The organism is Pantoea sp. JZ2 (assembly GCF_035191405.1).
Classification (GTDB): Bacteria; Pseudomonadota; Gammaproteobacteria; order Enterobacterales; family Enterobacteriaceae; genus Pantoea; species Pantoea stewartii.
The window spans coordinates 3,427,072-3,452,925 of sequence record NZ_CP045247.1; the positions used below are offsets into that span (position 1 = coordinate 3,427,072).

24 protein-coding genes and 7 tRNA genes are annotated in these 25,854 nt (G+C 52.8%); 26 read left to right on the forward strand and 5 right to left on the reverse strand.

Translation table 11 applies throughout. The features are described 5' to 3' along the window. Window positions 1-173: 173 nt before the first annotated feature. The 5 genes from ybfF to fur all read left to right on the forward strand — a co-directional run bounded on the left by ybfF (window position 174) and on the right by fur (window position 2,820). Entirely contained in the window at window positions 174-938 is a 765-nt protein-coding gene (ybfF, locus tag GC087_RS16460) for an esterase (RefSeq protein ID WP_054634318.1), read from the forward strand. A 163-nt stretch (window positions 939-1,101) separates the two neighbouring features. After that, entirely contained in the window at window positions 1,102-1,377 is a 276-nt protein-coding gene (gene ybfE / locus GC087_RS16465; RefSeq protein WP_006118432.1) for a LexA regulated protein, read from the forward strand. Between the two features lie 131 nt (window positions 1,378-1,508). Next, entirely contained in the window at window positions 1,509-2,039 is a 531-nt protein-coding gene (fldA, locus tag GC087_RS16470; RefSeq protein ID WP_039337955.1) for a flavodoxin FldA, read from the forward strand. A gap of 142 nt (window positions 2,040-2,181) precedes the next feature. After that, window positions 2,182-2,352 carry a hypothetical protein gene (locus GC087_RS16475; RefSeq protein WP_158281339.1) on the forward strand — a complete coding sequence of 57 codons (171 nt, stop codon included), beginning with the start codon at window positions 2,182-2,184 and terminating at the stop codon, window positions 2,350-2,352. 24 nt (window positions 2,353-2,376) lie between these two features. Beyond that, window positions 2,377-2,820, forward strand: coding sequence for a ferric iron uptake transcriptional regulator (fur, locus tag GC087_RS16480; protein ID WP_033739317.1), 444 nt, complete (start codon window positions 2,377-2,379; stop codon window positions 2,818-2,820). 59 nt (window positions 2,821-2,879) lie between these two features. Here fur and GC087_RS16485 read toward each other — a convergent pair whose 3' ends face one another. From GC087_RS16485 to nagE, 3 genes are all read right to left on the reverse strand, one after another. Next, window positions 2,880-3,275, reverse strand: a complete 396-nt coding sequence (locus GC087_RS16485; protein WP_033739315.1) for a hypothetical protein — start codon at window positions 3,273-3,275, stop codon at window positions 2,880-2,882. A gap of 232 nt (window positions 3,276-3,507) precedes the next feature. Next, window positions 3,508-5,175, reverse strand: a complete 1,668-nt coding sequence (gene glnS, locus GC087_RS16490) for a glutamine--tRNA ligase (protein WP_324028724.1) — start codon at window positions 5,173-5,175, stop codon at window positions 3,508-3,510. 151 nt (window positions 5,176-5,326) lie between these two features. Further along, window positions 5,327-7,360 (reverse strand): N-acetylglucosamine-specific PTS transporter subunit IIBC, encoded by a 2,034-nt coding sequence (gene nagE, locus GC087_RS16495; RefSeq protein WP_058701104.1) that lies wholly within the window; start codon window positions 7,358-7,360, stop codon window positions 5,327-5,329. A 318-nt stretch (window positions 7,361-7,678) separates the two neighbouring features. On the opposite strand from nagE, the gene nagB reads away from it, so the two are divergent. The 12 genes from nagB (at window position 7,679) to GC087_RS16555 (ending at window position 14,560) form a co-directional block, all read left to right on the forward strand. Next, window positions 7,679-8,479: a glucosamine-6-phosphate deaminase gene (gene nagB / locus GC087_RS16500; RefSeq protein ID WP_039337946.1), complete on the forward strand. Its 801-nt coding sequence runs from the start codon at window positions 7,679-7,681 to the stop codon at window positions 8,477-8,479. Window positions 8,480-8,539: 60 nt separating this feature from the next. Next, a complete protein-coding gene (gene nagA, locus GC087_RS16505; RefSeq protein ID WP_324028726.1) occupies window positions 8,540-9,688 on the forward strand; it encodes an N-acetylglucosamine-6-phosphate deacetylase in 1,149 nt (382 codons plus the stop codon). Window positions 9,689-9,695: 7 nt separating this feature from the next. Next, the gene (nagC, locus tag GC087_RS16510) at window positions 9,696-10,916 is read left to right on the forward strand and encodes a DNA-binding transcriptional regulator NagC (RefSeq protein WP_033739308.1); all 1,221 of its coding nucleotides are present in this window, start codon (window positions 9,696-9,698) and stop codon (window positions 10,914-10,916) included. Window positions 10,917-10,956: 40 nt separating this feature from the next. After that, window positions 10,957-11,709, forward strand: a complete 753-nt coding sequence (locus GC087_RS16515) for an HAD-IIA family hydrolase (RefSeq protein ID WP_033739305.1) — start codon at window positions 10,957-10,959, stop codon at window positions 11,707-11,709. A gap of 304 nt (window positions 11,710-12,013) precedes the next feature. Further along, entirely contained in the window at window positions 12,014-13,684 is a 1,671-nt protein-coding gene (gene asnB / locus GC087_RS16520) for an asparagine synthase B (RefSeq protein ID WP_324028728.1), read from the forward strand. A gap of 217 nt (window positions 13,685-13,901) precedes the next feature. Next, window positions 13,902-13,978, forward strand: a tRNA-Met gene (locus tag GC087_RS16525). 10 nt (window positions 13,979-13,988) lie between these two features. Beyond that, a tRNA-Leu gene (locus tag GC087_RS16530) sits at window positions 13,989-14,073 on the forward strand. 22 nt (window positions 14,074-14,095) lie between these two features. After that, a tRNA-Gln gene (locus tag GC087_RS16535) sits at window positions 14,096-14,170 on the forward strand. Between the two features lie 34 nt (window positions 14,171-14,204). Then, window positions 14,205-14,279, forward strand: a tRNA-Gln gene (locus tag GC087_RS16540). A 22-nt stretch (window positions 14,280-14,301) separates the two neighbouring features. After that, window positions 14,302-14,378, forward strand: a tRNA-Met gene (locus GC087_RS16545). A gap of 6 nt (window positions 14,379-14,384) precedes the next feature. Then, window positions 14,385-14,459, forward strand: a tRNA-Gln gene (locus tag GC087_RS16550). A 26-nt stretch (window positions 14,460-14,485) separates the two neighbouring features. After that, window positions 14,486-14,560 (forward strand) — tRNA-Gln (locus GC087_RS16555). 93 nt (window positions 14,561-14,653) lie between these two features. On the opposite strand, the gene ubiF is transcribed toward GC087_RS16555, so the two are convergent. Further along, complete coding sequence (gene ubiF / locus GC087_RS16560; protein WP_324030648.1) at window positions 14,654-15,826, reverse strand: 3-demethoxyubiquinol 3-hydroxylase; 1,173 nt, start codon at window positions 15,824-15,826, stop codon at window positions 14,654-14,656. 168 nt (window positions 15,827-15,994) lie between these two features. Between ubiF and miaB the strand changes: the two genes are divergently transcribed. The 9 genes from miaB (at window position 15,995) to GC087_RS16605 (ending at window position 25,335) form a co-directional block, all read left to right on the forward strand. After that, a complete protein-coding gene (miaB, locus tag GC087_RS16565; protein ID WP_033739300.1) occupies window positions 15,995-17,419 on the forward strand; it encodes a tRNA (N6-isopentenyl adenosine(37)-C2)-methylthiotransferase MiaB in 1,425 nt (474 codons plus the stop codon). Between the two features lie 207 nt (window positions 17,420-17,626). Continuing rightward, window positions 17,627-18,688, forward strand: a complete 1,062-nt coding sequence (locus GC087_RS16570) for a PhoH family protein (protein ID WP_033739297.1) — start codon at window positions 17,627-17,629, stop codon at window positions 18,686-18,688. Further along, complete coding sequence (ybeY, locus tag GC087_RS16575; protein WP_033739295.1) at window positions 18,685-19,158, forward strand: rRNA maturation RNase YbeY; 474 nt, start codon at window positions 18,685-18,687, stop codon at window positions 19,156-19,158. Before GC087_RS16570 ends, ybeY begins: the two co-directional genes overlap by 4 nt. An 81-nt stretch (window positions 19,159-19,239) precedes the next feature. Then, complete coding sequence (gene corC, locus GC087_RS16580; RefSeq protein WP_324028730.1) at window positions 19,240-20,121, forward strand: CNNM family magnesium/cobalt transport protein CorC; 882 nt, start codon at window positions 19,240-19,242, stop codon at window positions 20,119-20,121. A gap of 4 nt (window positions 20,122-20,125) precedes the next feature. Next, window positions 20,126-21,649 (forward strand): apolipoprotein N-acyltransferase, encoded by a 1,524-nt coding sequence (gene lnt, locus GC087_RS16585; protein WP_110267825.1) that lies wholly within the window; start codon window positions 20,126-20,128, stop codon window positions 21,647-21,649. A gap of 492 nt (window positions 21,650-22,141) precedes the next feature. Next, window positions 22,142-23,038, forward strand: coding sequence for an amino acid ABC transporter substrate-binding protein (locus GC087_RS16590; RefSeq protein ID WP_033739290.1), 897 nt, complete (start codon window positions 22,142-22,144; stop codon window positions 23,036-23,038). 153 nt (window positions 23,039-23,191) lie between these two features. After that, the gene (locus GC087_RS16595) at window positions 23,192-23,932 is read left to right on the forward strand and encodes an amino acid ABC transporter permease (protein ID WP_006118418.1); all 741 of its coding nucleotides are present in this window, start codon (window positions 23,192-23,194) and stop codon (window positions 23,930-23,932) included. After that, window positions 23,932-24,609 carry a glutamate/aspartate ABC transporter permease GltK gene (gene gltK, locus GC087_RS16600; protein ID WP_006118417.1) on the forward strand — a complete coding sequence of 226 codons (678 nt, stop codon included), beginning with the start codon at window positions 23,932-23,934 and terminating at the stop codon, window positions 24,607-24,609. The genes GC087_RS16595 and gltK overlap by 1 nt, the downstream gene beginning before the upstream one ends. Then, entirely contained in the window at window positions 24,610-25,335 is a 726-nt protein-coding gene (locus GC087_RS16605) for an amino acid ABC transporter ATP-binding protein (RefSeq protein WP_324028732.1), read from the forward strand. It abuts the gene before it with no gap. Window positions 25,336-25,368: 33 nt separating this feature from the next. Here GC087_RS16605 and GC087_RS16610 read toward each other — a convergent pair whose 3' ends face one another. Further along, the gene (locus GC087_RS16610; protein WP_006118415.1) at window positions 25,369-25,851 is read right to left on the reverse strand and encodes a zinc ribbon-containing protein; all 483 of its coding nucleotides are present in this window, start codon (window positions 25,849-25,851) and stop codon (window positions 25,369-25,371) included. Window positions 25,852-25,854 lie beyond the last annotated feature (3 nt).

Here is a 25,854-nt window from a genome sequence, read left to right on the forward strand (position 1 = left end):
CCGTGTGCAGGTTCTAACATGAAGATTATAAAGTTAAATTCAGACAGGCTGATAGCATTCAAACGGTTTAGGGGCAAAAGTCAGAATATGTCCTAATGCCACCGGAAGCAGCGCACCTGAAAAGGTGAAACCATGATAACCTAAGCGCAGGTCTCACACTTAAGAACTTTGCTATGATTTTGAATGCCCGTCTGCAAACTGAACAATCTTCTGCTGATTCCACACCCGTTCTGCTCATTCACGGTTTGTTTGGCAGTCTTGATAACCTCGGCGTTCTGGCGCGCGGTCTGAAAGATGACCATCCGCTTATCCAGGTTGATGTGCGTAATCATGGCTTATCTCCGCGCGCTGACGAGATGACCTACCAGGTTATGGCCCAGGATATGCTGGACACGCTTGATGCGCAGGGCATTGAGCGCCTTTCCGTCATTGGTCACTCCATGGGCGGTAAAATTGCCATGACGATGAGCGCCCTGGCCCCTGAGCGGATAGAACAGATGGTGATGATTGACATTGCGCCCGTCGACTATCAGACGCGCCGCCACGACGAAATTTTTGCCGCGATCCGAGCCGTCACCGACGCGGGCGTGACGCTGCGCAGTGAGGCGGCCGGGATTATGCGTCAGCATCTTAACGAAGAAGGTGTGATTCAGTTCATCCTGAAATCGTTCAGTAGCGGTGAATGGCGCTTTAACGTTCCAGCGCTCTGGGACAACTATGCGTATATCACGGGTTGGGAAACGGTGCCCGCGTGGCCGCACCCGGCGTTGTTCATTCGCGGTGGTGACTCCCCTTATCTGGACAATCAGTACCGTGACGCGATACTGCAACAGTTTCCCGCCGCGCAGGCGCACGTGATTGGCGGTGCAGGTCACTGGGTCCACGCCGAAAAACCTGATGCTGTCTTACGCAGCATTCGCCGCTTTTTTGCACGATAAATCCGCTTAACTGGCTGTAAAAGTTTAGGATTGGCGTCCATGGTTAGCCTGGAGTATGATGGCGCGCTAAATTTTTGCCGTGGGCGCGTATCCACGGTAAAAGCCAGTAATTTAATCTGCGCAGCGGCACGATCCGTTTGCGCCCATTCAGTTGTACTAAGCCATGGCAAAAGAAAACACTGACCGCACGACGCTCGATCTGTTCGCTAACGAGCGTCGCCCTGGTCGCCCTAAAACCAGTCCGCTTACGCGTGATGAACAACTGCGTATCAATAAACGCAATCAACTGAAACGTGACAAAGGGCGCGGGCTTCGCCGTGTCGAACTCAAAATGAACAGCCAGGCGGTAGAAGCGCTTAATACGCTGGCTGAACAGCGTAATCTCAGCCGCAGTGAATTAATTGAACAAATGCTGCTGGCGCAACTCAAACTGGACTAACGCACGCAAACCGCACACAGAAACAAATGTCGCGGCTTTACAAGTTCCGCCCTTTTTCGTGGTCTGCTATCATTTGCTGAATATGCTCAGGCATTCATTCTATCATCAGGATTTAAGAGGTTATTTTACCCATGGCAATCGTAGGCATCTTCTTTGGCAGCGATACCGGTAACACCGAAAACATTGCAAAAATGATCCAGAAACAACTGGGCAAAGACGTTGCAGAGGTTCACGACATCGCGAAAAGCACTAAAGAAGATCTGGAAGCCTTTGACATCCTGCTGCTGGGTATTCCGACCTGGTACTATGGTGAAGCACAGTGCGACTGGGATGACTTTTTCCCGACGCTGGAAGAGATCGACTTCAACGGTAAGCTGGTGGCGCTGTTCGGTTGTGGCGATCAGGAAGACTACGCCGAGTACTTCTGTGACGCGATGGGCACCATTCGTGACATTATCGAACCTAACGGTGCCATTATCGTGGGCCACTGGCCAACCGAGGGCTACCATTTCGAGGCCTCAAAAGGTCTGGCAGACGATAGCCACTTCCTGGGCCTGGCGATTGATGAAGATCGCCAGCCAGAACTGACGAACGAACGCGTCGACAAGTGGGTTAAGCAGATCTTCGATGAACTGCAACTCAAAGAAATTATCGAAGCCTGATAGCCGTGAGCGCAGTGTGGGCGCTGGTCCACACTGCATCAATGGCTTTTCCTATAAAAATAATAGCTACATTTTTGTAACTTTCCGCATTTAGTCTGTAGAATACCCGCATCGATCATCTGCTTATTTCCCTGGAATTGAGATGACACAACGCGAAATGGTAGCCAGCCCGCCCTCCATGCTTTGTACCGCGAACATCGCCACGGTTTCATCGCAGGCAGCATCGGTTTTCATTTCAGCGCATCAGTTCTATAATGAGACGCAAATGAGAATGGCGGTCGATCGACATACAGGCTACATGCCACAAGAGTGACCAAAGTAACAGGACAATATCCGCATGACTGACAACAACACCGCATTAAAGAAGGCTGGCCTGAAAGTCACCCTGCCCAGACTCAAAATTCTGGAAGTGCTTCAGGAACCTGCATGCCATCACGTCAGCGCGGAAGATCTGTATAAACGCCTGATTGATATGGGCGAAGAGATTGGACTGGCCACGGTTTACCGTGTACTGAACCAGTTCGACGATGCCGGCATTGTGACCCGCCACAACTTTGAAGGCGGTAAATCGGTGTTTGAGCTGACGCAGCAGCACCATCACGATCACCTGATCTGTCTGGATTGCGGTAAAGTCATTGAATTTAGTGATGAGTCTATTGAAACGCGTCAGCGTGATATCGCGACCCGTCACGGTATTAAGCTCACCAACCACAGCCTGTACCTGTATGGTCACTGTGCCCTGGGCGATTGCCGCGAAGACGAAACACTGCACGACAAGTAACGTTTGTCAGACGGTAAAGAAAAAGCCGATGCCTGCATCGGCTTTTTTGTGCCTGTCAGTCACGCCACCAGCGTTTCCTGCAGGTAGCGCCAGCGGGGCACCGAGGTGGAGCAGTCCAGAATCGCAACGGAAATGCGGCTTTTGTTTTCCCCATTCATCATCTGCACTTCCCGATACTGAATGGTAACCTCGTTAGCGTGCTCTGACAGGATCACATGTTCGCTGGTCGCGATGCGCATCCCTTCCCGTGCGCCTTGTAAGCGGCGAAAGAGTTCTTCAACCTCATTGAGGTTCAGCATCTTGCCCTGTGGCGTGACCATCTGGAAGTCAGGATGAAAATGAGAAAGCAGCAGATGAAAGCTGTCACCACTGTCACGGCTGTGGTTAAAAATATGTTCAATGAGTTGATGTAAGACGACAACGCTGTGTTTGGCTTCCTGTGCGAAAACTGTCATTTTTTTCCTTTTTAACCCGCAAACAAAGACTACAGAGGGTTAGCGTACCTGAAAAAAAATAATTCACACCGGGAAAGTTATTAAAAAAATTAAACTGAGAGCGATTCCACAGAAGTAAAATTAATCGAATTAAACGGGTTCAGGACAAATGTCGGCGCTAAAAAAAATCCACCCAATAAAAAAGGGCGATTGCTCGCCCTTTACCGATCATCTGATGACCATGCGGCGTAAATTATTCGCCGTTTTTCGCCCAGGTATCGCGCAGACCAACAGTACGGTTAAACACTAACTGCGACGGTGTTGAATACACACTGTCAGCGCAGAAATAGCCTTCACGTTCGAACTGATAAGGCGCACTGGCTTCTGCGTCACGCAGACCGGGTTCAACGAAGCCGTGTTTAATCGCCAGCGAATCCGGATTGATTGTCGTCAGAAAATCATCCGCCGCACCCGGATTCGGAACGCTGAACAGACGGTCATACAGACGGAATTCTGCCGGTAGTGCATGTTCAGCTGAGACCCAGTGGATAACCCCTTTGACTTTACGGCCATCAGCAGGATCTTTGCTCAGCGTATCGACGTCACAGGTGCAGTAGATGCAGGTGATATTGCCTTCTTCATCTTTCGCGGTCCGTTCCGCACGGATGACATAGGCATTACGCAGACGCACTTCTTTACCCAGCACCAGGCGCTTATAGTGCTTATTCGCCTCTTCGCGGAAGTCGGCACGATCGATCCAGATCTCGCGGCTAAAGGGAACATCGCGTGTGCCCATTTCCGGTTTGTTAGGATGATTTGGCATGCTGAGCACTTCATTGTGCCCGGCAGGCAGGTTTTCCAGCACAATTTTCACCGGATCCAGCACCGCCATCGCCCGCGGCGCATTTTCGTTGAGATCGTCGCGGATACAGGATTCCAGCGAAGCCATTTCAACGATGTTGTCCTGCTTCGTGATACCAATGCGGCGGCAGAACTCACGAATGGAGGCCGCGGTGTAACCACGACGACGCAAACCCGACACGGTTAACATGCGCGGATCGTCCCAGCCTTCAACATGCTTCTCGCTGACCAGCTGCGTCAGTTTGCGTTTTGACATCACCGCATACTCCAGATTCAGGCGCGAAAACTCATACTGACGCGGATGAACAGGAATAGTAATGTTATCCAGCACCCAGTCATACAGGCGGCGGTTGTCCTGGAATTCCAGCGTGCAAAGGGAGTGCGTAATGCCTTCCAGCGCATCCGAAATGCAGTGGGTGAAATCGTACATCGGGTAGATGCACCACTTATTGCCGGTTTGATGATGCTCGGCAAACTTGATGCGGTACAGCACCGGATCGCGCATGACGATAAAGCTGGAAGCCATGTCGATTTTCGCGCGCAGACAGGCTTTGCCCTCTGCGAACTCGCCATTGCGCATTTTTTCAAACAGCGCGAGGTTCTCTTCCACACTGCGGTCACGGTAAGGGCTGTTTTTACCCGGTGCCGTTAAGGTACCGCGGTATTCACGAATTTCGTCTGGCGTCAGTTCATCAACGTAGGCCAGGCCTTTGTTGATCAGTTCAACGGCATAGTGATAAAGCTGGTCGAAATAGTCAGATGAATAACGAACCTCGCCGCTCCAGGTAAAACCCAGCCACTGCACGTCACGCTTAATGGATTCGACGAACTCCATATCTTCTTTGACCGGATTGGTATCGTCAAAACGCAGATTGCACTCGCCCTGATAATCTTGTGCAATACCGAAATTCAGGCAGATTGATTTAGCATGGCCGATATGCAGATAACCATTTGGCTCTGGCGGAAAACGGGTATGCACACTGCTGTGCTTACCGCTCGCCAAATCCTCGTCAATAATCTGACGAATAAAGTTCGTTGGGCGGGCTTCAGCCTCACTCATCTCAAAATCCTCAACGCATAGAATGGGTGGTTTATACCACGTAATATCCGGGTATGATCCACAAAGCGTTGCAGAGAAACAACCGTTTGTTGGGCGATTAAAATAAAAAAGGCAGGAATCGCTTCCTGCCTTTTGTTGAGGATACAGGGAATTAGCCTTTTACTTCATACAGCGGGGTTTCACCGGCGATGACCTGGCCCTGCGTCAGCAGCGTTAAACCGGCGAAGTCTTCAATATTGCTCACCACCACCGGACTGATCATTGAGCGGGCATGGGCGTTAAGATAGTCCAGATCCATCTCCAGCACCGGCTGGCCTGCTGTGACCTGTGCACCCTCTTCCACTAAACGGGTAAAGCCCTGACCGTCCAGCGCCACGGTATCCAGCCCCATGTGCACGACGATCTCTACCCCGTTTTCACTTTCCAGACAGAAAGCATGGTTCGTGTTGAAAATTTTCACCACCGTACCGGCAACAGGCGCAACGACGCGCTTGTCGCTCGGCTTAATCGCCACGCCATCACCCACGGCTTTACTGGCGAAAGCCTCATCCGGCACCGCATCCAGTGCGATAACCTCACCGCTCACCGGGGCCACCAGCGTTGCGATAACGCGTTTTTCACTGTTCAGGACGGCCTGGGGTTTGGCCTCGTTAGCGGGGGCTGGCGCACTGCCACTGCTGGCTGCGCCAGCAACCGGGCCTTTCACCAGCACTTTTTTCATAGCCGTGGCGATACTTTCCGCCTGGGTACCCACGATAATCTGGACACTTTGCTTGTTGAGGCGAATCACACCCGACGCACCCAGCCGTTTTGCCACACCTTCGTTAACCTGGCCCGCATCTTTCACGTTCAGACGTAAACGGGTAATACAGGCATCAATGGCGGTAAGGTTGTCTGAACCGCCCACCGCGCCGATGTAGCGGCGTGCCAGTGATTCCGTGGCGCTTTCACCATTATCAGTGGTATCAACGTTCACGTCATAACCGTCCGCTTCATCCCCCGCTACCGCCAGTTCACGACCTGGGGTCATCAGGTTGAATTTTTTGATGGTAAAGCGGAAGACCAGATAATAAATCACGAAGAACACCAGGCCCTGCGGAATCAGCATGTACCATTGCGTCGCCAGGGGATTACGGGTAGAGAGCACCATATCCACTAATCCCGCACTGAAGCCAAAACCGGCAATCCAGTGCATGCTGGCAGCGATAAAGACCGAGATGCCGGTCAGTACAGCATGGATGACATACAGTACCGGTGCCACGAACATAAAGGAGAATTCCAGCGGTTCGGTGATACCGGTAAAGAATGCTGCGAAAGCGGCCGCCAGCATGATACCGCCCACTTTTGCCCGGTTTTCAGGGCGAGCGCAATGGTAAATTGCCAGCGCCGCGCCCGGCAAACCGAACATCATAATTGGGAAGAAACCCGCCTGATAGCGGCCAGTGATGCCCGGGATAGCAGTGCCATTTGCCAGTGACTGCGCACCGCCGAGGAATTTAGGGATATCGTTAATGCCTGCTACGTCGAACCAGAAAACGGAGTTCAGCGCATGATGTAAGCCAACCGGAATAAGCAAACGGTTAAAGAAGGCGTAAACACCCGCACCAACCGATCCCAGTTTTTGTATATGCTCACCGAAGCTCACCAGACCATTAAAGATGACAGGCCAAATGTACATCAGGATAAATGCCACCAGAATCATCAGGAAGGACACCAGAATAGGCACCAGCCGACGCCCGCTAAAGAATGAGAACGCTTTGGGCAGTTCTACATGGCTAAAACGGTTATAGACTTCTGCGGACAGCACGCCTACCAGAATACCGACAAACTGGTTGCTGATTTTTCCAAACGCCGCCGGCACGTCCGCCACCGGGATTTTCTGGATCATGGCTACAGCAGCCGGTGAACACAGCGTAGTGACGACCAGGAAACCCACAAAGCCGGTCAGTGCAGCCGCACCGTCTTTATCTTTTGACATGCCGTATGCAACGCCAATGGCGAACAGCACCGACATATTTTCGATGATCGCGCCACCGGATTTAATTAACAACGCGGCAAAGGCATTGCCTGCACCCCAGCTGTCAGGATCGATCCAGTACCCTATTCCCATTAAAATTGCTGCTGCGGGCAGCGTAGCGACCGGCACCATCAGGGCCCGCCCCACACGTTGTAAGTAACTTAACATTGACCTTTTCCCCCATTGAAACTGACTTATTGCATGGCTGCCGCTTAATGTTGTTATGTCAGCAGCCCGCTTCTGACGGCATTACACTCAGTGCTGAGGAGTGTAATAACAAATTAATTCGCTCTACAAATTAATAGCAGCCATTTGTGACAAAAATCACCAAAAATTGATTTTTAACATCGACATGACTGGCTATGAACGCCCACTTATTTTATGATGCGAAATATCAAGACGCGCGTTTCCTTCCCATTCGCCTGTCCTCACCGGCAACATGGCTTTGCTGCGCGTCGAATCCTTCACTCACATTTGAGGTGCAACATGAGACTGATTCCTTTATCTACTCCCACTCAGGTCGGCAAATGGGCAGCGCGCCATATTGTGAACCGTATTAATGCGTTTAATCCCAGCGCTGACAAGCCCTTTATTCTGGGACTGCCTACGGGCGGTACGCCTCTGGAAGCGTACAAGCACTTGATCGATATGCACAAAGCGGGCCAGGTTAGCTTCAGACATGTCATTACCTTCAACATGGATGAATATGTCGGGCTGCCGAAAGAGCATCCGGAAAGCTACTACAGCTTTATGCATCGTAATTTCTTTGACCACGTTGATATTCAACCCGAAAACATCAATTTGCTGAATGGTAATGCGCCCGATATTGACGCAGAATGTCGCCGTTATGAAGATAAAATTCGGTCTCTGGGCAAAATCCACCTGTTCATGGGCGGCGTCGGTAATGATGGCCATATCGCCTTTAACGAACCCGCGTCGTCATTATCTTCACGCACTCGTATCAAAACGCTGACTCACGACACACGTGTGGCAAATTCACGCTTTTTTAACGGTGATGTTGATCAGGTGCCGAAATATGCCCTGACCGTTGGCGTGGGCACGCTGCTGGACGCTGAAGAAGTGATGATTCTGGTTACTGGTCACGTTAAAGCACAGGCGTTGCAGGCTGCCGTGGAAGGAAACGTGAACCACATGTGGACAATCAGTTGCCTGCAACTCCATCCTAAATCCGTGGTGGTCTGCGACGAGCCCGCGACCATGGAGTTGAAAGTTAAAACGGTGAAGTACTTCCGTGAAATGGAAGCGGAAAATATGCAGGGCGTTTAATACCGTTATTACGTCACCTGCTGTCAGATGCACGAGCGGCAGGTAAGCCGGGAGAAGAAGATGTACGCATTAGTCAATGGCCGAATCTACAGCGGCTACGAAATTCTGGATCACCATGCCGTGGTGATCGCTGACGGACGCATTGAACGGGTTTGCCCTGTTACTGCCTTGCCGTCAGGCATTGAACAGCAGGACGTAAGCGGCGCCATTATCGCGCCCGGCTTTATCGACCTGCAGCTTAACGGCTGTGGCGGCGTCCAGTTTAATGACGATATAGACGCCATCAGCGTGGAAACGCTGGAAACCATGCATCGCGCCAATGTGAAATCGGGCTGCACCAGCTTTTTGCCTACGCTGATTACCAGCAGTGACGCGCTGATGGTGCGCGCGGTGGAAACAATGCGCGCCTTTTTGCAGAAGTATCCTCACGTTATGCTGGGCTTACATCTGGAAGGCCCCTGGCTGAGTGTGGCGAAAAAGGGCACACATAACCCTGCCCTGATCCGTGAGCCCGATGCGCAGATGGTGCAATTCCTTTGCGACAACGCAGACGTGATCAGCAAAGTTACGCTGGCACCTGAAGTGGTGGGCAGCGCGGTGATTCGCCAACTGAGCGAAGCGGGTATCATGGTCTCAGCCGGGCATTCCAGTGCCACTTATGAAGAGGCAAAAGCGGGGTTTGCGGCGGGCATTACGTTCGCCACGCATCTCTATAATGCGATGCCTGCCTTTGCCGGACGTGAGCCCGGCCTCATCGGTGCGCTGTTTGATGCGCCTGATGTATACTGCGGCATTATTGCAGATGGTTTACATGTCCATTACGCTAACGTCCGCAATGCTAAACGCATCAAAGGTGACAAACTGGTGTTGGTCACCGACGCGACAGCACCGGCGGGCGCTGCTATCGATAAGTTTATTTTTGCTGGTAAAACAATCTATTATCGTAACGGGCTGTGCGTGGATGAGCAGGGCACGCTAAGCGGTTCAGCACTGACAATGATTGAAGCCGTACAAAACTGCGTTGAGCATGCGGGCATTGCGTTGGATGAAGCCCTGCGCATGGCATCACTTTATCCCGCACAGGCAATGGGCGTTGAAAAACAGTCAGGTACGATTCAGGCAGGGAAACTCGCCAACCTGACGGTTTTTACACGCGACTTTAAAATTATTAAGACGTTAGTCAATGGAGATAACGTCCTGAGCGAGTAAGCACTGAATGACCACTGGCGGCCAGACTCAAATTGGAAATGTCGATCTTGTCAAACAACTGAATAGCGCGGCCGTCTACCGGTTAATCGACCAGCAAGGGCCGATTTCACGTATTCAGATTGCGGATTTAAGCCAACTTGCTCCCGCCAGTGTCACCAAAATTACACGTCAGCTTATTGAGCGCGGTTTGATTAAAGAAGTGGACCAGCAGGCGTCCACTGGCGGTCGCCGCGCCATTTCTATCGTGACGGAAACCCGCCACTTTCACACCATCGGTGTGCGCCTTGGCCGCAATGATGCCACGCTAACCCTGTTCGATTTAAGCGGTAAATCCCTGGCTCAGCAGGATTATCCCCTGCCCCAACGCACGCAGGAAGCACTCGAACAGGCCTTGTTCGATGCCATTGCGCATTTTATCCAGCAGAGTGAAGCGAAAATTCGCGAGCTGATCGCGATTTCCGTGATTTTGCCCGGCCTCGTTGATCCGCTTAATGGCGTAATCCGCTACATGCCGCATATTCATGTGAATCAGTGGCCGCTGGTTGCTAATCTAAAGCACCGGTTTAACGTCACCAGTTTTGTGGGCCATGATATTCGCAGCCTGGCGCTGGCTGAGCACTATTTTGGCGCAACGCGCGATTGTGCCGACTCGATATTAGTGCGCCTGCATCGGGGAACCGGCGCAGGCATTATCGCCAACGGGCAGATTTTTTTGGGCAGTAATGGCAATGTCGGTGAAATCGGTCATATTCAGGTCGATCCCCTGGGGGAACGCTGCCACTGTGGCAACTTTGGCTGTCTTGAAACCATTGCGGCAAACAGCGCCATTGAACATCGTGTAAGCGAGCTACTGAATAAAGGCTACCCGAGCATCCTGACTCAGGCGGCGTGCCAGATGCAGCATATCTGCCAGGCCGCCAATCAGGGCGATGCGTTAGCCTGCGAAGTTGTCGAGCATGTGGGGCGTTATCTGGGTAAGGCGATTGCGATTGCGATCAACCTGTTTAACCCGCAAAAAATCGTGCTGGCAGGCGAGATCACCGAAGCAGAACGTGTCTTGCTACCCGCGATTGAAAGTTGCATTAATACGCAGACACTGGCGGCCTTTCGTAAAAATCTGCCTGTGGTGCGTTCACAACTCGATCATCGCTCGGCGATCGGCGCCTTTGCGCTGGCGAAACGAGCGATGTTAAACGGCATCCTGCTGCAACATCTTTTGGAAGACTAAGCGCAGCCTGTTTTCTGACAGCGCGCATCGGAACACATTTATGACGATTAAAAATGTAATTTGTGACATTGATGGCGTGCTGATGCACGACAATACCGCGGTGCCCGGTGCAAAAGAGTTTTTGCAGCGCATTCTGGCTAAAGATATGCCATTAGTGGTGCTGACCAACTACCCTTCCCAGACGGCGCGGGACTTAGCCAATCGCTTCTCCTCCGCGGGCATCGACATACCGGATTCGGTGTTTTACACCTCAGCCATGGCGACCGCTGACTTTCTGCGTCGTCAGGAAGGCAAAAAGGCCTATGTCATTGGTGAGGGTGCGCTGGTGCACGAACTCTACAAAGCGGGCTTTACCATCACTGACGTTAACCCGGACTTTGTCATCGTGGGCGAAACCCGGTCGTTTAACTGGGACATGATGCATAAGGCGGCTTTCTTTGTGGCAAACGGGGCGCGTTTCATTGCCACCAACCCCGACACGCACGCCAGGGGATTCGTGCCCGCCTGCGGTGCCTTGTGTGCCGGTATTGAAAAGATCTCCGGTCGCAGGCCGTTTTATGTCGGCAAACCCAGCCCGTATATCATGCGTGCCGCGCTGAATAAAATGCAGGCGCACTCAGAGGACACGGTGATCGTGGGTGACAACCTTCGCACCGATATTCTGGCCGGTTTTCAGGCCGGACTGGAAACCATTCTTGTCCTGTCTGGGGTGTCAACCCTGAGCGATATTGACGCGATGCCTTTCCGTCCTGACTGGATTTTTCCTTCCGTGGCCGATATCGATCTCTTCTAAACGTTCAGCTTATGACGCACTGCCGCCTCAGGCAGTGCATTCCCCTTCCTTGCCCCTCTCTGCTGGCTTGAGATCGTTCAAAAAACACCCCAAAATCACTTTTTATTGCCGATTCATCAATAAAAAGACAATTTCATTAGATAAAATTCAATATCCAGGGTTATTCAACAACCTTTTTATCAGTGAAACACGATTCCTCTTGCATTGTGTACCTGAAATAACGCATTTTCTTATACATCACGCAGCGAACGGCTGCCGGACAAACGTAAAATTACATCGCCGCAGGTGAGTTCAGGAGTCAGATATGTGTTCTATTTTTGGTGTGCTGGATCTGAAAAGCGATCCCGTTGAGTTACGTAAAAAAGCATTGGAAAGCTCACGCTTAATGCGTCACCGTGGGCCGGACTGGTCAGGTGTGTATGCTGACGACCACGCGATCCTTGCTCACGAACGTCTCTCAATTGTCGACGTCAACAACGGTGCACAGCCACTGTATAACGCCGATCACACTCACGTTCTGGCCGTCAACGGTGAAATCTACAACCATCAGGCCCTGCGCGCAGAGTTAAGCGATCGTTATAGTTTCCAGACCGGTTCGGACTGCGAAGTCATTCTGGCGCTGTATCAGGAAAAAGGCGTCGATTTCCTGGACGAGTTGCAGGGCATGTTTGCCTTTATCCTGTACGACACCGTGAAGCAAACGTATCTGATTGGTCGCGACCATATCGGTATCATTCCGCTGTATATGGGCAACGATGAGCACGGCAACCTGTTTGTGGCGTCTGAAATGAAGGCGCTGGTGCCGGTTTGCCGCACCATTAAAGAATTCCCACCGGGAAGCTACCTTTCCTCCAGTACTGACGGTGAAATTCGTCGTTACTGGCAGCGTGACTGGATGGAATACAAAAACGTTGAAAACAACGTGACTGACGCGGCTGGCCTGAAACATGCGCTGGAAGAGTCGGTAAAAAGTCATCTGATGTCAGACGTTCCTTATGGCGTGCTGCTGTCTGGCGGTCTGGATTCTTCTATTATCTCAGCCGTGACCAAGCGTTTTGCCGCTAAGCGCGTTGAAGATCAGGACAAAAGCGATGCCTGGTGGCCACAGCTGCACTCTTTCGCCGTCGGTCTGGAAGGCTCACCGGATCTGAAAGCAGCCAAACTGGTTGCCGAGCACCTGGGTACGGTTCACCATGAAATCCACTTCACGGTGCAGGAAGGTCTGGATGCTATCCGTGACGTGATCTACCACATCGAGACCTACGATGTGACCACCATTCGTGCCTCCACGCCGATGTACCTGATGTCGCGTAAGATCAAAGCGATGGGCATTAAAATGGTGCTGTCAGGCGAAGGCGCAGATGAAGTCTTCGGTGGCTACCTCTATTTCCATAAAGCGCCTGATGCCAAAGAATTCCATGAAGAGAACGTGCGTAAGCTGCTGGCTCTGCACATGTTTGACTGTGCTCGCGCCAACAAAGCGATGTCCGCCTGGGGCGTAGAAGCGCGCGTGCCGTTCCTGGATAAGAAATTTTTGGATGTCGCCATGCGTATCAACCCACAGGACAAGATGTGCGGCAGCAACGGTAAAATGGAAAAACACATCCTGCGCGAATGTTTCTCTTCCTATCTGCCTGAAAGCGTTGCCTGGCGTCAGAAAGAGCAGTTCTCTGACGGCGTAGGTTACAGCTGGATTGACACGCTGAAAGAAGTGGCGGCTAAGCAGATTAGCGATCAGCAACTGGCGACGGCGCATTTCCGCTTCCCGTATAACACGCCGGGTTCGAAAGAAGCGTATCTCTATCGCGAAATTTTCGAAGAACTGTTCCCACTCCCAAGTGCTGCCGAGTGCGTGCCAGGTGGGCCGTCTGTTGCCTGTTCGTCGGCAAAAGCGATTGAGTGGGATGAAGCCTTCAAAAACATGGACGATCCTTCAGGACGTGCCGTGGGCGTGCACCAGTCCGCTTACAAATAAGTGCTATACTGAGTGAACAGATGGGCCAGTAATGGCCCATTTTTTGTGGAGTTGCCGTTGTATTCACTGAAAAATTGCCGAATAAAGCACCACCCTGGTTATAAGCCAGACAAACAGGCGTTTGAAGGCAAAAAACGGCAAAAAACTTGTTGACGCTGTGTAGTCAACTCCGCATAATGCGCCCCGCAACGCCGATGAAGGTTGCGCGAAAAAAGATGGCTACGTAGCTCAGCTGGTTAGAGCACAGCACTCATAATGCTGGGGTCACAGGTTCGATTCCCGTCGTAGCCACCATCTTTTTTTTGCGGGAGTGGCGAAATTGGTAGACGCACCAGATTTAGGTTCTGGCGCCGCAAGGTGTGCGAGTTCAAGTCTCGCCTCCCGCACCATTTCACGAGTCGGCAGCGTGGATGGGGTATCGCCAAGCGGTAAGGCACCGGTTTTTGATACCGGCATTCCCTGGTTCGAATCCAGGTACCCCAGCCAATTTCGATGTATCTCGCGGCTGCGAGTGGACGAATGGGATATCGCCAAGCGGTAAGGCACCGGTTTTTGATACCGGCATTCCCTGGTTCGAATCCAGGTATCCCAGCCATCATCGAAAGGCAATACAATTTGGCTACGTAGCTCAGCTGGTTAGAGCACAGCACTCATAATGCTGGGGTCACAGGTTCGATTCCCGTCGTAGCCACCATTTTCTTGGGGTGTCGCCAAGCGGTAAGGCACTGGTTTCTGATACCAGCATTCCGGGGTTCGAATCCCTGCACCCCAGCCATTTTAGACAATTTGATTTGACACCATTGGGGTGTCGCCAAGCGGTAAGGCACTGGTTTCTGATACCAGCATTCCGGGGTTCGAATCCCTGCACCCCAGCCAAATTAAGCAAAAAAGCCCGCAATAGCGGGCTTTTTTGTTTCTGGCTTCCGGCTCATGACCACGCGTCACATCCGTGCGACGCGTGGCTGAGGCTTACAAGCCTAACGCATAGCGCAAGACCTGACGTTTCAGCACGCCGGAATGCTCAGCGGCGATCAATCCCAGATTGCGTACCAGCTTTAACGGGCCGACGCGGTTGCTAAACGTAAAATAGAACAGATCCATCCCGCTCTGCATCAGCAGATTATCGTGGCGGCGCTGGCGCTGGTAACGTAACAGCACCCGTTCCGACGACCAGGTTTCAGCATTGTCACGCGCAGCAATTAATACATCCATTAACGCATCGATGTCACGATATCCCAGATTCACGCCCTGCCCTGCCAGAGGATTAATGGTGTGCGCCGCATCGCCGACCAGCGCCAGCCCCGGCAGGACATAACGCGCGGCATGACGACGCACCAGGGGAAAGCCACCGGCTGCATGCACATGAAAACGGCCCAGTCGGGCCGGAAAGTGATGGGCGATCTCTTTCTCCAGCTGCGCGACAGGCATGGCCTGTAACTGTCGGATACGGGCGGCGGCGTCATACCATACCAGCGAGGCATGATGACCGAACAGCGGCAGGAAAGCGCGTGGACCGTCGGGCGTAAAGTGCTGCCAGGTCGCATCGCCAGCCGGATGCTCGCAGGTGACGCTGATCAGTAAGCAGGACTGTGCGTAACTCCAGCCGTGAATCCCAATACCCGCCATCTGTCGCACCTGTGAATTTGCGCCGTCTGCCCCCACCACTAATTTTGCGGTTACGGTCGTGCCATTGCTTAATGACAGCGTCCAGCCCGCATTACAGGGCTGAAGATCCTCCATCGTCGCCGGGCACAGCAAGGTGATCCCTCGCTGCGTCATCTCTTCCCACAGCGCACGTTGCAGCACCGTGTTCTCCACCATATAACCCAGTTCAGGCAAACCCAGCGACTCCGCATCGAAACTGACCTGCGCCGTCTGCCACTCCCAGGTTTCCAGTTTGCGGTAAGGCGCACAGCGCATCGCCTCTACGCGTTGCCAGACGTTCAGTTGTTTCAGGAGCGCCACCGACGAGGAGCCGACAGCGGAAATGCGCACGTCCGGCAGGCTGTCGGGATCGAAAGGTGGCGGGGTTGCCCGCTCAATCACCGCCACCCGGAAGCGGTGCTGCGCTAAACCACAGGCCAGCGCCGCTCCGACCATGCCGCCGCCGACAATCACCACATCAAACTGGTTATCCTGCATCACTTGTATCCCTCTCTTAGGCCGCCACTTTTCAGCGCGGTGGTATTCCTGCAAAGTGTACCGGAAAAATGAGGCACGATCAGAAAAGCCCTCAGGCTGGTCACATCCGCAGCAAAGCATTACAATACGCGCCCAGCACTTCACTGCACTGATTTAATGGCTAGCTCGATGACAAAAAAACTGCATATCAAAACCTGGGGATGTCAGATGAATGAGTACGATTCATCTAAGATGTCTGACCTGCTGAACAGCACGCACGGCTATACCCTGACAGAGGAAGCCGAAGAGGCGGATATTCTGCTGCTCAACACCTGCTCAATCCGCGAGAAAGCGCAGGAGAAGGTTTTCCACCAGTTGGGGCGCTGGAAAAAACTCAAAGAGCGCAACCCGGATTTGATCATCGGTGTTGGCGGCTGCGTCGCGTCGCAGGAAGGGGATCATATTCGCCAGCGTGCGCCTTGCGTGGACATTGTCTTTGGTCCGCAAACCCTGCATCGCCTGCCTGAAATGATTAATACCGTGCGCGGCAGCAAAAGTCCGGTTGTGGACATCAGCTTCCCGGAAATCGAAAAATTCGACCGCCTGCCTGAACCGCGGGCCGAAGGCCCCACCGCGTTTGTCTCCATCATGGAAGGCTGCAACAAATATTGTACGTTCTGCGTGGTGCCTTATACGCGCGGTGAAGAAGTCAGCCGTCCGTCAGACGATATTCTACTGGAGATCGCGCAGTTGGCTGCGCAGGGCGTACGCGAAGTGAACCTGTTAGGGCAGAACGTGAACGCCTATCGCGGCGAAACCTTTGACGGCGACGTGTGCACCTTTGCTGAACTGCTGCGTCTGGTGGCGGCGATTGACGGCATTGACCGTATTCGCTTCACCACCAGCCATCCGATTGAGTTCACCGATGACATCATTGATGTCTATCGCGATACGCCAGAGCTGGTGAGCTTCCTCCACCTGCCTGTGCAGAGCGGCGCCGACCGAATTCTGACGCTGATGAAGCGTGCGCACACTGCGCTGGAGTACAAGGCTATCATTCGCAAACTGCGCGCTGCACGCCCTGACATTGAGATCAGTTCTGACTTTATCGTAGGTTTCCCGGGTGAAACACAGCAGGACTTTGAGCAAACGATGAAGCTGATTGGTGATATTAACTTTGATATGAGCTACAGCTTTATCTACTCAGCGCGGCCGGGCACACCTGCGGCAGACTTGCCTGACGACGTCAGCGACGAAGAGAAAAAACAGCGTCTGTATATTCTGCAGGATCGCATCAACCAGCAGGCCATGGCGATCAGCCGCCGTATGCTGGGCAGCGTGCAGCGGATTCTGGTAGAAGGCATTTCACGTAAAAATGTGATGGAGCTGACCGGCCGGACCGAAAACAACCGAGTGGTGAATTTCGAAGGTCCGGTAGAGATGATCGGTAAGTTTGTCGACGTTGAAATTGTCGATGTGTATACCAACTCCTTGCGCGGCAAGCTGGTGCGGACTGAAGAGGAAATGGGCTTACGTGTGGTTGAAAGCCCGGCCTCCGTTATCGCCCGTACCCGCAAAGAAAATGATATCGGCGTTGGCGTCTTCCAGCCCTGATCTTCCGTTATGTGCGGCAGCTAACCGTCGGCTGCCGCACATTCTGCTGTTTTGCACTTGGTTTCTGCCGGTGCCGCCCAAATATCACCTCGTAAGCTTGCGCCCCGGCGTGACCGCATAAATAATTTCGTTATGATGCATCCGCTTAACACATCTGATGCACCCGCAATCCCTTTCAACTGGCCCTGAGTGACCCAAAGGATTCGTTTGAATATTGAAACCCGTGAAATCGCCCTTGAACCGGCTGATAACCGCCGTCTGATGAGCCTGTGCGGTCCATTTGATGACAATGTAAAACAGCTGGAACGTCGTCTTGGCATTGAGATAAACCGCCGGGACAATCAGTTTAAACTGGTTGGTCGGGTGCTGTGCGTGAATGCCGCGGTCGAGATCCTGAAAACACTTTATGTCGATACCGCGCCCGTGCGCGGCGAAATTCCGGATATCGAACCCGAGCAGATTCATCTGGCGATCAAAGAAAGCCGGGTGCTGGAACAAACGGCAGAAAGCGTGCCCGACTACGGTAAAGCGGTCAATATCAAGACCAAGCGTGGCGTCATCAAGCCGCGCACCCCAAATCAGGCACAGTATATTGCCAATATCCTCGACCACGACATCACCTTTGGCGTGGGCCCGGCGGGTACCGGTAAAACCTACCTGGCTGTCGCTGCCGCGGTCGATGCGCTCGAACGCCAGGAGATTCGTCGCATCCTGCTCACGCGCCCCGCCGTCGAGGCCGGTGAAAAACTGGGCTTCCTGCCGGGCGATTTGAGCCAGAAAGTGGACCCCTACCTGCGTCCGCTTTACGACGCCCTGTTTGAGATGCTGGGCTTTGAAAAAGTCGAGAAGCTGATGGAACGCAACGTCATCGAAGTCGCGCCGCTGGCCTATATGCGCGGCCGTACGCTGAATGACGCGTTTATCATTCTTGATGAAAGCCAGAACACCACTATCGAGCAGATGAAGATGTTTCTGACCCGTATCGGCTTTAACTCAAAAGCGGTGATCACCGGCGACGTCACGCAGATCGACCTGCCGCGCCACACAAAATCGGGTTTACGTCACGCGATTGAGGTCCTGTCTGAGGTGGAAGAAATCAGCTTTAACTTCTTTCACAGTGAAGACGTTGTGCGTCATCCGGTCGTGGCACGCATCGTGACCGCTTATGAAGCCTGGGAAGAAGCCGATCAGAAACGTCGCGATCAGCAGGCTGAAGAGCGTAAGCGTGAAGCCCTTGCCGCCCAACATAGCGTTCAGGAGAAACCATGAGCGACGTGATTCTCGACCTGCAACTGGCCTGTGAACAAACAGAAAATCTCCCCACGGAAAGCCAGTTTCAGCGCTGGCTGGAAGCTGCGGTGACGCCGTTTCAGCCGGAAAGCGAAGTGACTATTCGTCTGGTGGATGAACAGGAAAGCCATGAGCTTAACCTGACCTACCGTGGTAAAGATAAACCCACCAATGTGTTGTCATTTCCTTTTGAAGCGCCACCCGGTATTGAATTGCCCCTGCTGGGCGATTTGATCATCTGTCGTCAGGTCGTGGAACAGGAAGCGCAGGAACAAGGGAAAAGCGTTGAAGCCCACTGGGCGCACATGGTGGTTCACGGTACGCTGCATCTGTTGGGTTATGATCACATTGAAGACAGCGAAGCCGAAGAGATGGAAGGTCTGGAGACCGAGATAATGCTTGCTCTTGGTTATCCTGATCCGTACATTTCGGAGAAAGAAAACGCCTGAGTTTTGGACTCAGGCCATCCTGCTGCCGGTAACCCGACCGGCAGCATCACTTACTGACCAGAGAGATCTTTAAAAACCGCCATGAGCGACGACCATTCTCAAAACAGCGATGCACCCAGTAGTAAAAAGGGATTTTTTTCCCTACTGCTCAACCAACTGTTTCACGGTGAACCCAAAAACCGTGACGAGCTCCTGAACCTTATCCGTGATTCCAATCAAAAGGACCTGATTGATCAGGATACCCGCGACATGCTGGAAGGCGTGCTGGATATTGCAGAACAGCGCGTACGCGACATCATGATTCCGCGCTCTCAGATGATCACCCTGAAACGCAACCAGAACCTCGAAGAGTGCCTGGATGTGATCATTGACTCCGCACACTCCCGCTTTCCGGTGATCAGCGAAGACAAGGACCATGTTGAAGGCATCCTGATGGCGAAAGATCTGCTGCCGTTTATGAGCAGCGAATCAGAAGCCTTCAGCGTCGAAAAAGTGCTGCGTCCTGCGGTGGTTGTGCCTGAGAGCAAGCGCGTTGACCGTATGCTGAAAGAGTTTCGTTCCCAGCGCTATCATATGGCGATTGTGATCGATGAGTTTGGTGGCGTGTCCGGACTGGTCACGATTGAAGATATTCTCGAACTGATTGTTGGCGAAATTGAAGACGAATATGACGATGAGGAAGATCGGGATATCCGCCAGCTCAACCGCCAGACCTACACGGTGCGTGCGTTAACCCCCATTGAGGATTTCAATGAGGTGTTCGGCACCCAGTTCAGCGATGACGAAGTGGATACCATTGGTGGACTGGTAATGCAGGGCTTTGGTCATCTGCCGGCGCGCGGTGAAAGCATCGACATTGATGGTTACCAGTTCAAAGTTGCCATGGCCGACAGCCGCCGTATCATTCAGGTTCACGTAAAAATCCCGGAAAATTCGGCGCTACCTCAACTGGATGACGAATAACGCTATGGCATTAGCCTCCTTTTACCAGCAGCAGCGGGTCCGTCTGCTGCTGGCTTTACTGAGCGGCGCCTGTGGCACGCTCGCCTTTTCCCCTTATGATTTCTGGCCTGCCGCCCTGCTTTCGCTGTTCGGCCTGCAACTTCTGACGTTGAACCGCACCAGTCCTCAGGCCAGCGCCATTGGTTTCAGTTGGGGATTTGGCCTGTTTGGCAGCGGTATTAACTGGGTTTATGTCAGCATTGCCACTTTTGGCGGCATGCCTGGCCCGGTGAACGTTTTTCTGGTGGTCCTGCTGGCGGCTTACCTGGCGGTTTATCCGGCGCTGTTTACCGGCATCCTGAACCGGATTTGGCCACGTCCCACACTGTGGCGACTGGCGCTGGCCGCTCCCGCGTTATGGCAGGTGACGGAGTTTTTGCGCGGCTGGATTTTAACCGGCTTTCCGTGGTTGCAGTTTGGCTACAGTCAGATTGATGGCCCGCTAAAGGGGATTGCGCCGCTGGCTGGCGTGGAAAGTATTACCTTCCTGCTGATGGTCATTGCGGGTTTGCTGGTTTATGCGCAGCAGCGACGTCAGGTGAAAAGCCTGGTGGGCGCGCTCGCGGTACTGGCAATATGCTGGCCGTTGCGTTATCTGCACTGGTATCAACCTTTACCCCAGCAGGCGGTCGATGTCGCGCTGGTGCAGGGCGATATTCCCCAGTCGATGAAGTGGGACCCGCAGCAGTTGCTGAACACGCTGCGCATTTATAATGATTTAAGCCAGCCGCTGATGGGGAAAGCCCCCATTATTATCTGGCCGGAGTCGGCAATTACCGATCTGGAAAGTAACCAGCAACCGTTCCTGCGTTCGCTGGATGCCGAACTCCGCGCGCGCGGTAGCGCACTGGTGACCGGTATCGTGGATTCGCGCCTGGAGCAGAATCGTTATCATGATTACAACACGGTTATTGTGCTGGGCGGGCCGAAGCCCTACAACTACTTCAGCACTAACCGCTATCAGAAAAACCATCTGGTGCCATTTGGTGAGTTTGTTCCCATGGCGGATTTGCTGCGCCCGCTTGCCCCCTTCTTCGATTTGCCGATGTCTGCCTTCAGCCGCGGTGCCTATTTGCAGCCTCAGCTCAATGTGGCGAATTATCACCTTACGACGGCGATTTGCTACGAGATCGTGTTGGGTGAGCAGGTGCGGGCGAACTTCCGTCCGGACACCGACTTTCTGCTGACCGTCTCTAATGATGCCTGGTTTGGTCACTCGATTGGTCCCTGGCAACACTTCCAGATGGCGCGTATGCGCGCACTTGAGCTGGGCAGACCGCTGCTGCGCGGCACCAATAATGGCGTAACCGCCGTGGTGAATGCCAATGGCGATGTGGAAAAGGTTCTGCCGCAATTCACGCGCGGCGTACTCGTGGATAAGGTAACGCCTACCCGCGGCGAAACGCCATACTCGAAAGCCGGGCTCTGGCCGGTATGGATAGCGACAGTGCTGGCCGGGTTACTGGCCTTCATCCGACGTCAGCGCTGACACGCTGTGGTGAAGCGCTGCTTCGCCACAGCCTTTCGCGGTGTCTTAATCCGCACGCTGTTTCCCTTCCCCCTTTTACTGCTTTTGTTTCTGCTTCTGCTTCTGCTTCTGCTTCTGCTTCTGCTTCTGCTTCTTCAGTCAAACCGCCCGTTCACCCCACTGTCATTTTATTCTGGCACGATGATTGCTAAATGTTTCTGTATTCCTGCAATGCGGGGCTTGTTACCCACGATGGCATGGGCGTAATGCACCATTAACGCTCAATCTGCGCACCTTCCGCGTGCATGGACGCGCGATTGCCTTTTTTTGGTGCGAATGCCATCGCAAAAAAGAAACTTTTTTGTTTCATTAGGTTAACAATCCGCTATGTTAGTGAATATTCTTAAGCGCAGACGCGCGAGGGAATAATAAGAAAAGCAGTGCAAAATACACACAACATCACACTCAGTACAGGGTTGATCCTGTGCAATTTCCACACGAAGGAGTTGGAACATGCAATTACGCAAAGTGGCATTATCTCTTTTGCTGTTGAGCGCAGCAGCGGGAGCGGCCCAGGCGGAAGATCTCAGCGGTACCCTGAAAAAAATTAATGACAGTGGCGTCATTGTTATCGGGCATCGCGAATCGTCAGTTCCCTTTTCATATTACGACAACCAACAGAAAGTCGTTGGCTATTCACAGGCTTATTCAAACGCGATTGCTGATGCCATTAAAGCGAAGCTGAATAAACCTGATCTGCAGATCAAAATGATCCCGATTACTTCACAGAACCGTATTCCGCTGCTGCAAAACGGCACCTATGACTACGAATGTGGCTCAACGACCAACAACCTTGAGCGCCAGAAACAGGCGGCCTTTTCCGACACCATTTTTGTTATCGGTACCCGCTTGCTGGTTAAAAAAGGCAGCCCAATTAAGGATTTTGACGATCTGAAAGGCAAAACTGTCGTGGTGACCTCAGGTACGACGTCAGAAGTGCTGCTGCATAAACTGAACGACGAGAAAAAGATGGATATGCGCATCATCAGTGCCAAAGACCATGGTGATTCGTTCCGTACGCTGGAAACCGGTCGTGCCGTGGCCTTTATGATGGATGACGCCCTACTGGCTGGCGAACGCGCTAAAGCGAAAAAACCGGATGACTGGGTCATTATCGGTACGCCACAGTCTAAAGAAGCTTATGGCTGTATGCTGCGCAAAGACGATCCGCAGTTCAAAAAGCTGGTTGATGACACCATTGCAAAAGCCCAGACCTCCGGCCAGGCAGAAAAATGGTTCGACACCTGGTTTAAACAGCCTATTCCTCCTAAAAACCTGAACATGAACTTTGAATTGTCTGATGACATGAAAGCCCTGTTCAAAACGCCGAATGATAAAGCGCTGAATTAACAACGATAACAAGGGCGGCGCTGTCGCCCTCTCGATTGCTGAAACCGCGGCGTGGACAGACCGCCTGATCGGGTCGTTCCCCTGACTCAGGCGCATTAAGCCGTTCATCAATCTTCAGGGTAGCTCTGCTACCCTTTTTTACCGGAGTTCGTTATGGGTATCGATTGGAACTGGGGCATTTTTCTCGAACAGGCCCCGTTCGGAAATACCACCTATCTCGGCTGGTTGTGGTCCGGTTTTCAGGTGACAATTGCTGTCTCCTGCTGTGCCTGGATTATCGCTTTCTGCGTAGGTTCATTCTTTGGCATTCTGCGTACCGTGCCTAATCGGCTGCTGGCAACGATTGGCACCTGCTATGTGGAATTGTTTCGTAACATCCCCCTGATCGTGCAGTTCTTCTTCTGGTATCTGGTGGCGCCAGAGCTGGTTGGTCAGAAGCTTGGCATGTGGTTTAAGTCGGAGTTGGATCCCAACCTGCAGTTCTTTATCTCGTCGGTGATCTGTCTGGGCCTGTTTACCGCCGCACGCGTCTGCGAACAGGTGCGCGCGGCGATTCAGTCTTTGCCGCGGGGACAAAAGAATGCCGGGCTGGCAATGGGCCTGACGCTGCCGCAAACCTATCGCTATGTGTTGCTTCCTAATGCTTACCGCGTGATTGTGCCGCCAATGACGTCAGAAATGCTTAACCTGGTTAAAAACTCGGCGATCGCGTCGACGATCGGCCTAGTGGACATGGCTGCACAGGCGGGCAAGCTGCTGGACTATTCCGCACACGCCTATGAATCGTTTACGGCCATTACGCTGGCCTACATTGCCATCAACCTGGTGATTATGTTTTTGATGAGCCTGGTTGAGCGCAAAGTGCGTCTGCCCGGCAATATGGGAGGCAAGTGATGTACGCGTTTGACTGGAGTTCCATTCCTCCCAGCCTGCCTTACCTGCTTAATGGTCTGGTCATTACCTTTAAAATCACGCTTACGGCGGTGGTCTTCGGCATCCTGTGGGGCACGCTGCTGGCGGTGATGCGTTTGTCGACCTTCAGGCCCATCAGCTGGTTTGCCAAACTGTACGTTAACCTGTTCCGTTCGGTACCGCTGGTTATGGTGCTGTTGTGGTTTTATCTGGTGGTGCCGAGTTTCCTGCAGCAGGTGCTGGGTATTTCCCCTAAAACCGACATTCGTTTGATTTCGGCAATGGTCGCCTTTTCGCTGTTCGAAGCGGCGTATTATTCGGAAATCATTCGCGCCGGCATCATCAGTATTGCGCGTGGGCAATCCAGCGCGGCGCTGGCGCTGGGCATGACGCAGTGGCAGTCCATGCGCCTGGTGATTCTGCCTCAGGCGTTTCGTGCCATGGTTCCGCTGTTACTGACCCAGGGCATCGTCCTGTTCCAGGATACCTCGTTAGTGTATGTGCTGAGCCTGGCGGACTTCTTCCGCACCGCCTCCACCATCGGTGAGCGTGACGGTACCCAGGTTGAGATGGTGTTGTTTGCCGGTCTGGTCTACTTCGTGATCAGCCTGAGCGCGTCACTGTTGGTCAGCTATCTAAAAAGAAAAAGGACGGTTTAAATGATTAGCCTGAAAAACGTTTCTAAGTGGTATGGTCAATTTCAGGTGCTGACCGACTGCTCTACCGAAGTCAAGACCGGTGAAGTGGTTGTGGTATGCGGGCCGTCAGGCTCGGGCAAATCGACCCTGATCAAAACCGTGAATGGCCTGGAACCTGTGCAACAGGGCAGCATTACGGTAAACGGTACTGAAGTGAACAATAAAAAAACCAATCTGGCCAAACTGCGCAGTAAGGTCGGCATGGTGTTTCAGCACTTCGAACTGTTCCCTCACCTGAGCATTATTGATAACCTGGTGCTGGCGCAGGTCAAAGTCTTAAAGCGCGACAAAATCGCCGCCCGCGAGAAAGGCCTCAAATTGCTGACTCGCGTGGGCCTGTCAGCGCATGCAGATAAATTTCCCGGCCAGCTCTCGGGCGGTCAGCAGCAGCGTGTCGCGATTGCGCGGGCACTCTGTATGGATCCGATTGCCATGCTGTTTGATGAGCCGACCTCCGCACTCGATCCCGAAATGATCAATGAAGTGCTGGACGTTATGGTCGAACTGGCCCAGGAAGGCATGACCATGATGGTCGTGACACATGAAATGGGCTTCGCCCGAAAGGTGGCCAATCGGGTGATCTTTATGGACGAAGGGAAAATTATCGAAGACACCCATAAAGATGACTTCTTTAATAATCCACAGTCTGAGCGGGCAAAGGATTTCCTGGCAAAAATTCTGCACTAAACGTCAGGCGGGCACAAAGCCCGCCTGTTTCTTCTACGGCTCAAAAGGCTGACGATAAAACTGATCGTGATTGCATTCGGGGCAACGTGACAGCGTTTCCGGCGTATAAATGGCGCGAGTGAAGTGGCATTTTTCGCAGACCAGATTGCCCAGGCCCACCACCTCACCACTTTGGTACACACCATGATGTTGCAAATCCTGAAAAACCTCACGCCACTCTAACTGGCTTTTATCCGTAATATCTGCCAGCTCCTTCCAGATGCTTTCCCGAATCACGCGCATAAAAACGGAGTCGGCGACCGGCTCTTCCGCCTCTGCATAGTTACGGCCAAACTCTGCCAGATCGCGACGCACCGACGTCAGCGCCCGATCGATTTCGTCCGGCGTCAGATCGGAGTGCGCTTGTAAATGACGGCGCCGATCGTCGACTAACGTATCCAGATCGCGATCGCCGTGGCGAAGACGTTCGGTTAATACCGCCAGTGAGGCGTGATATTCCTGGGCCACTTTATTCATTTT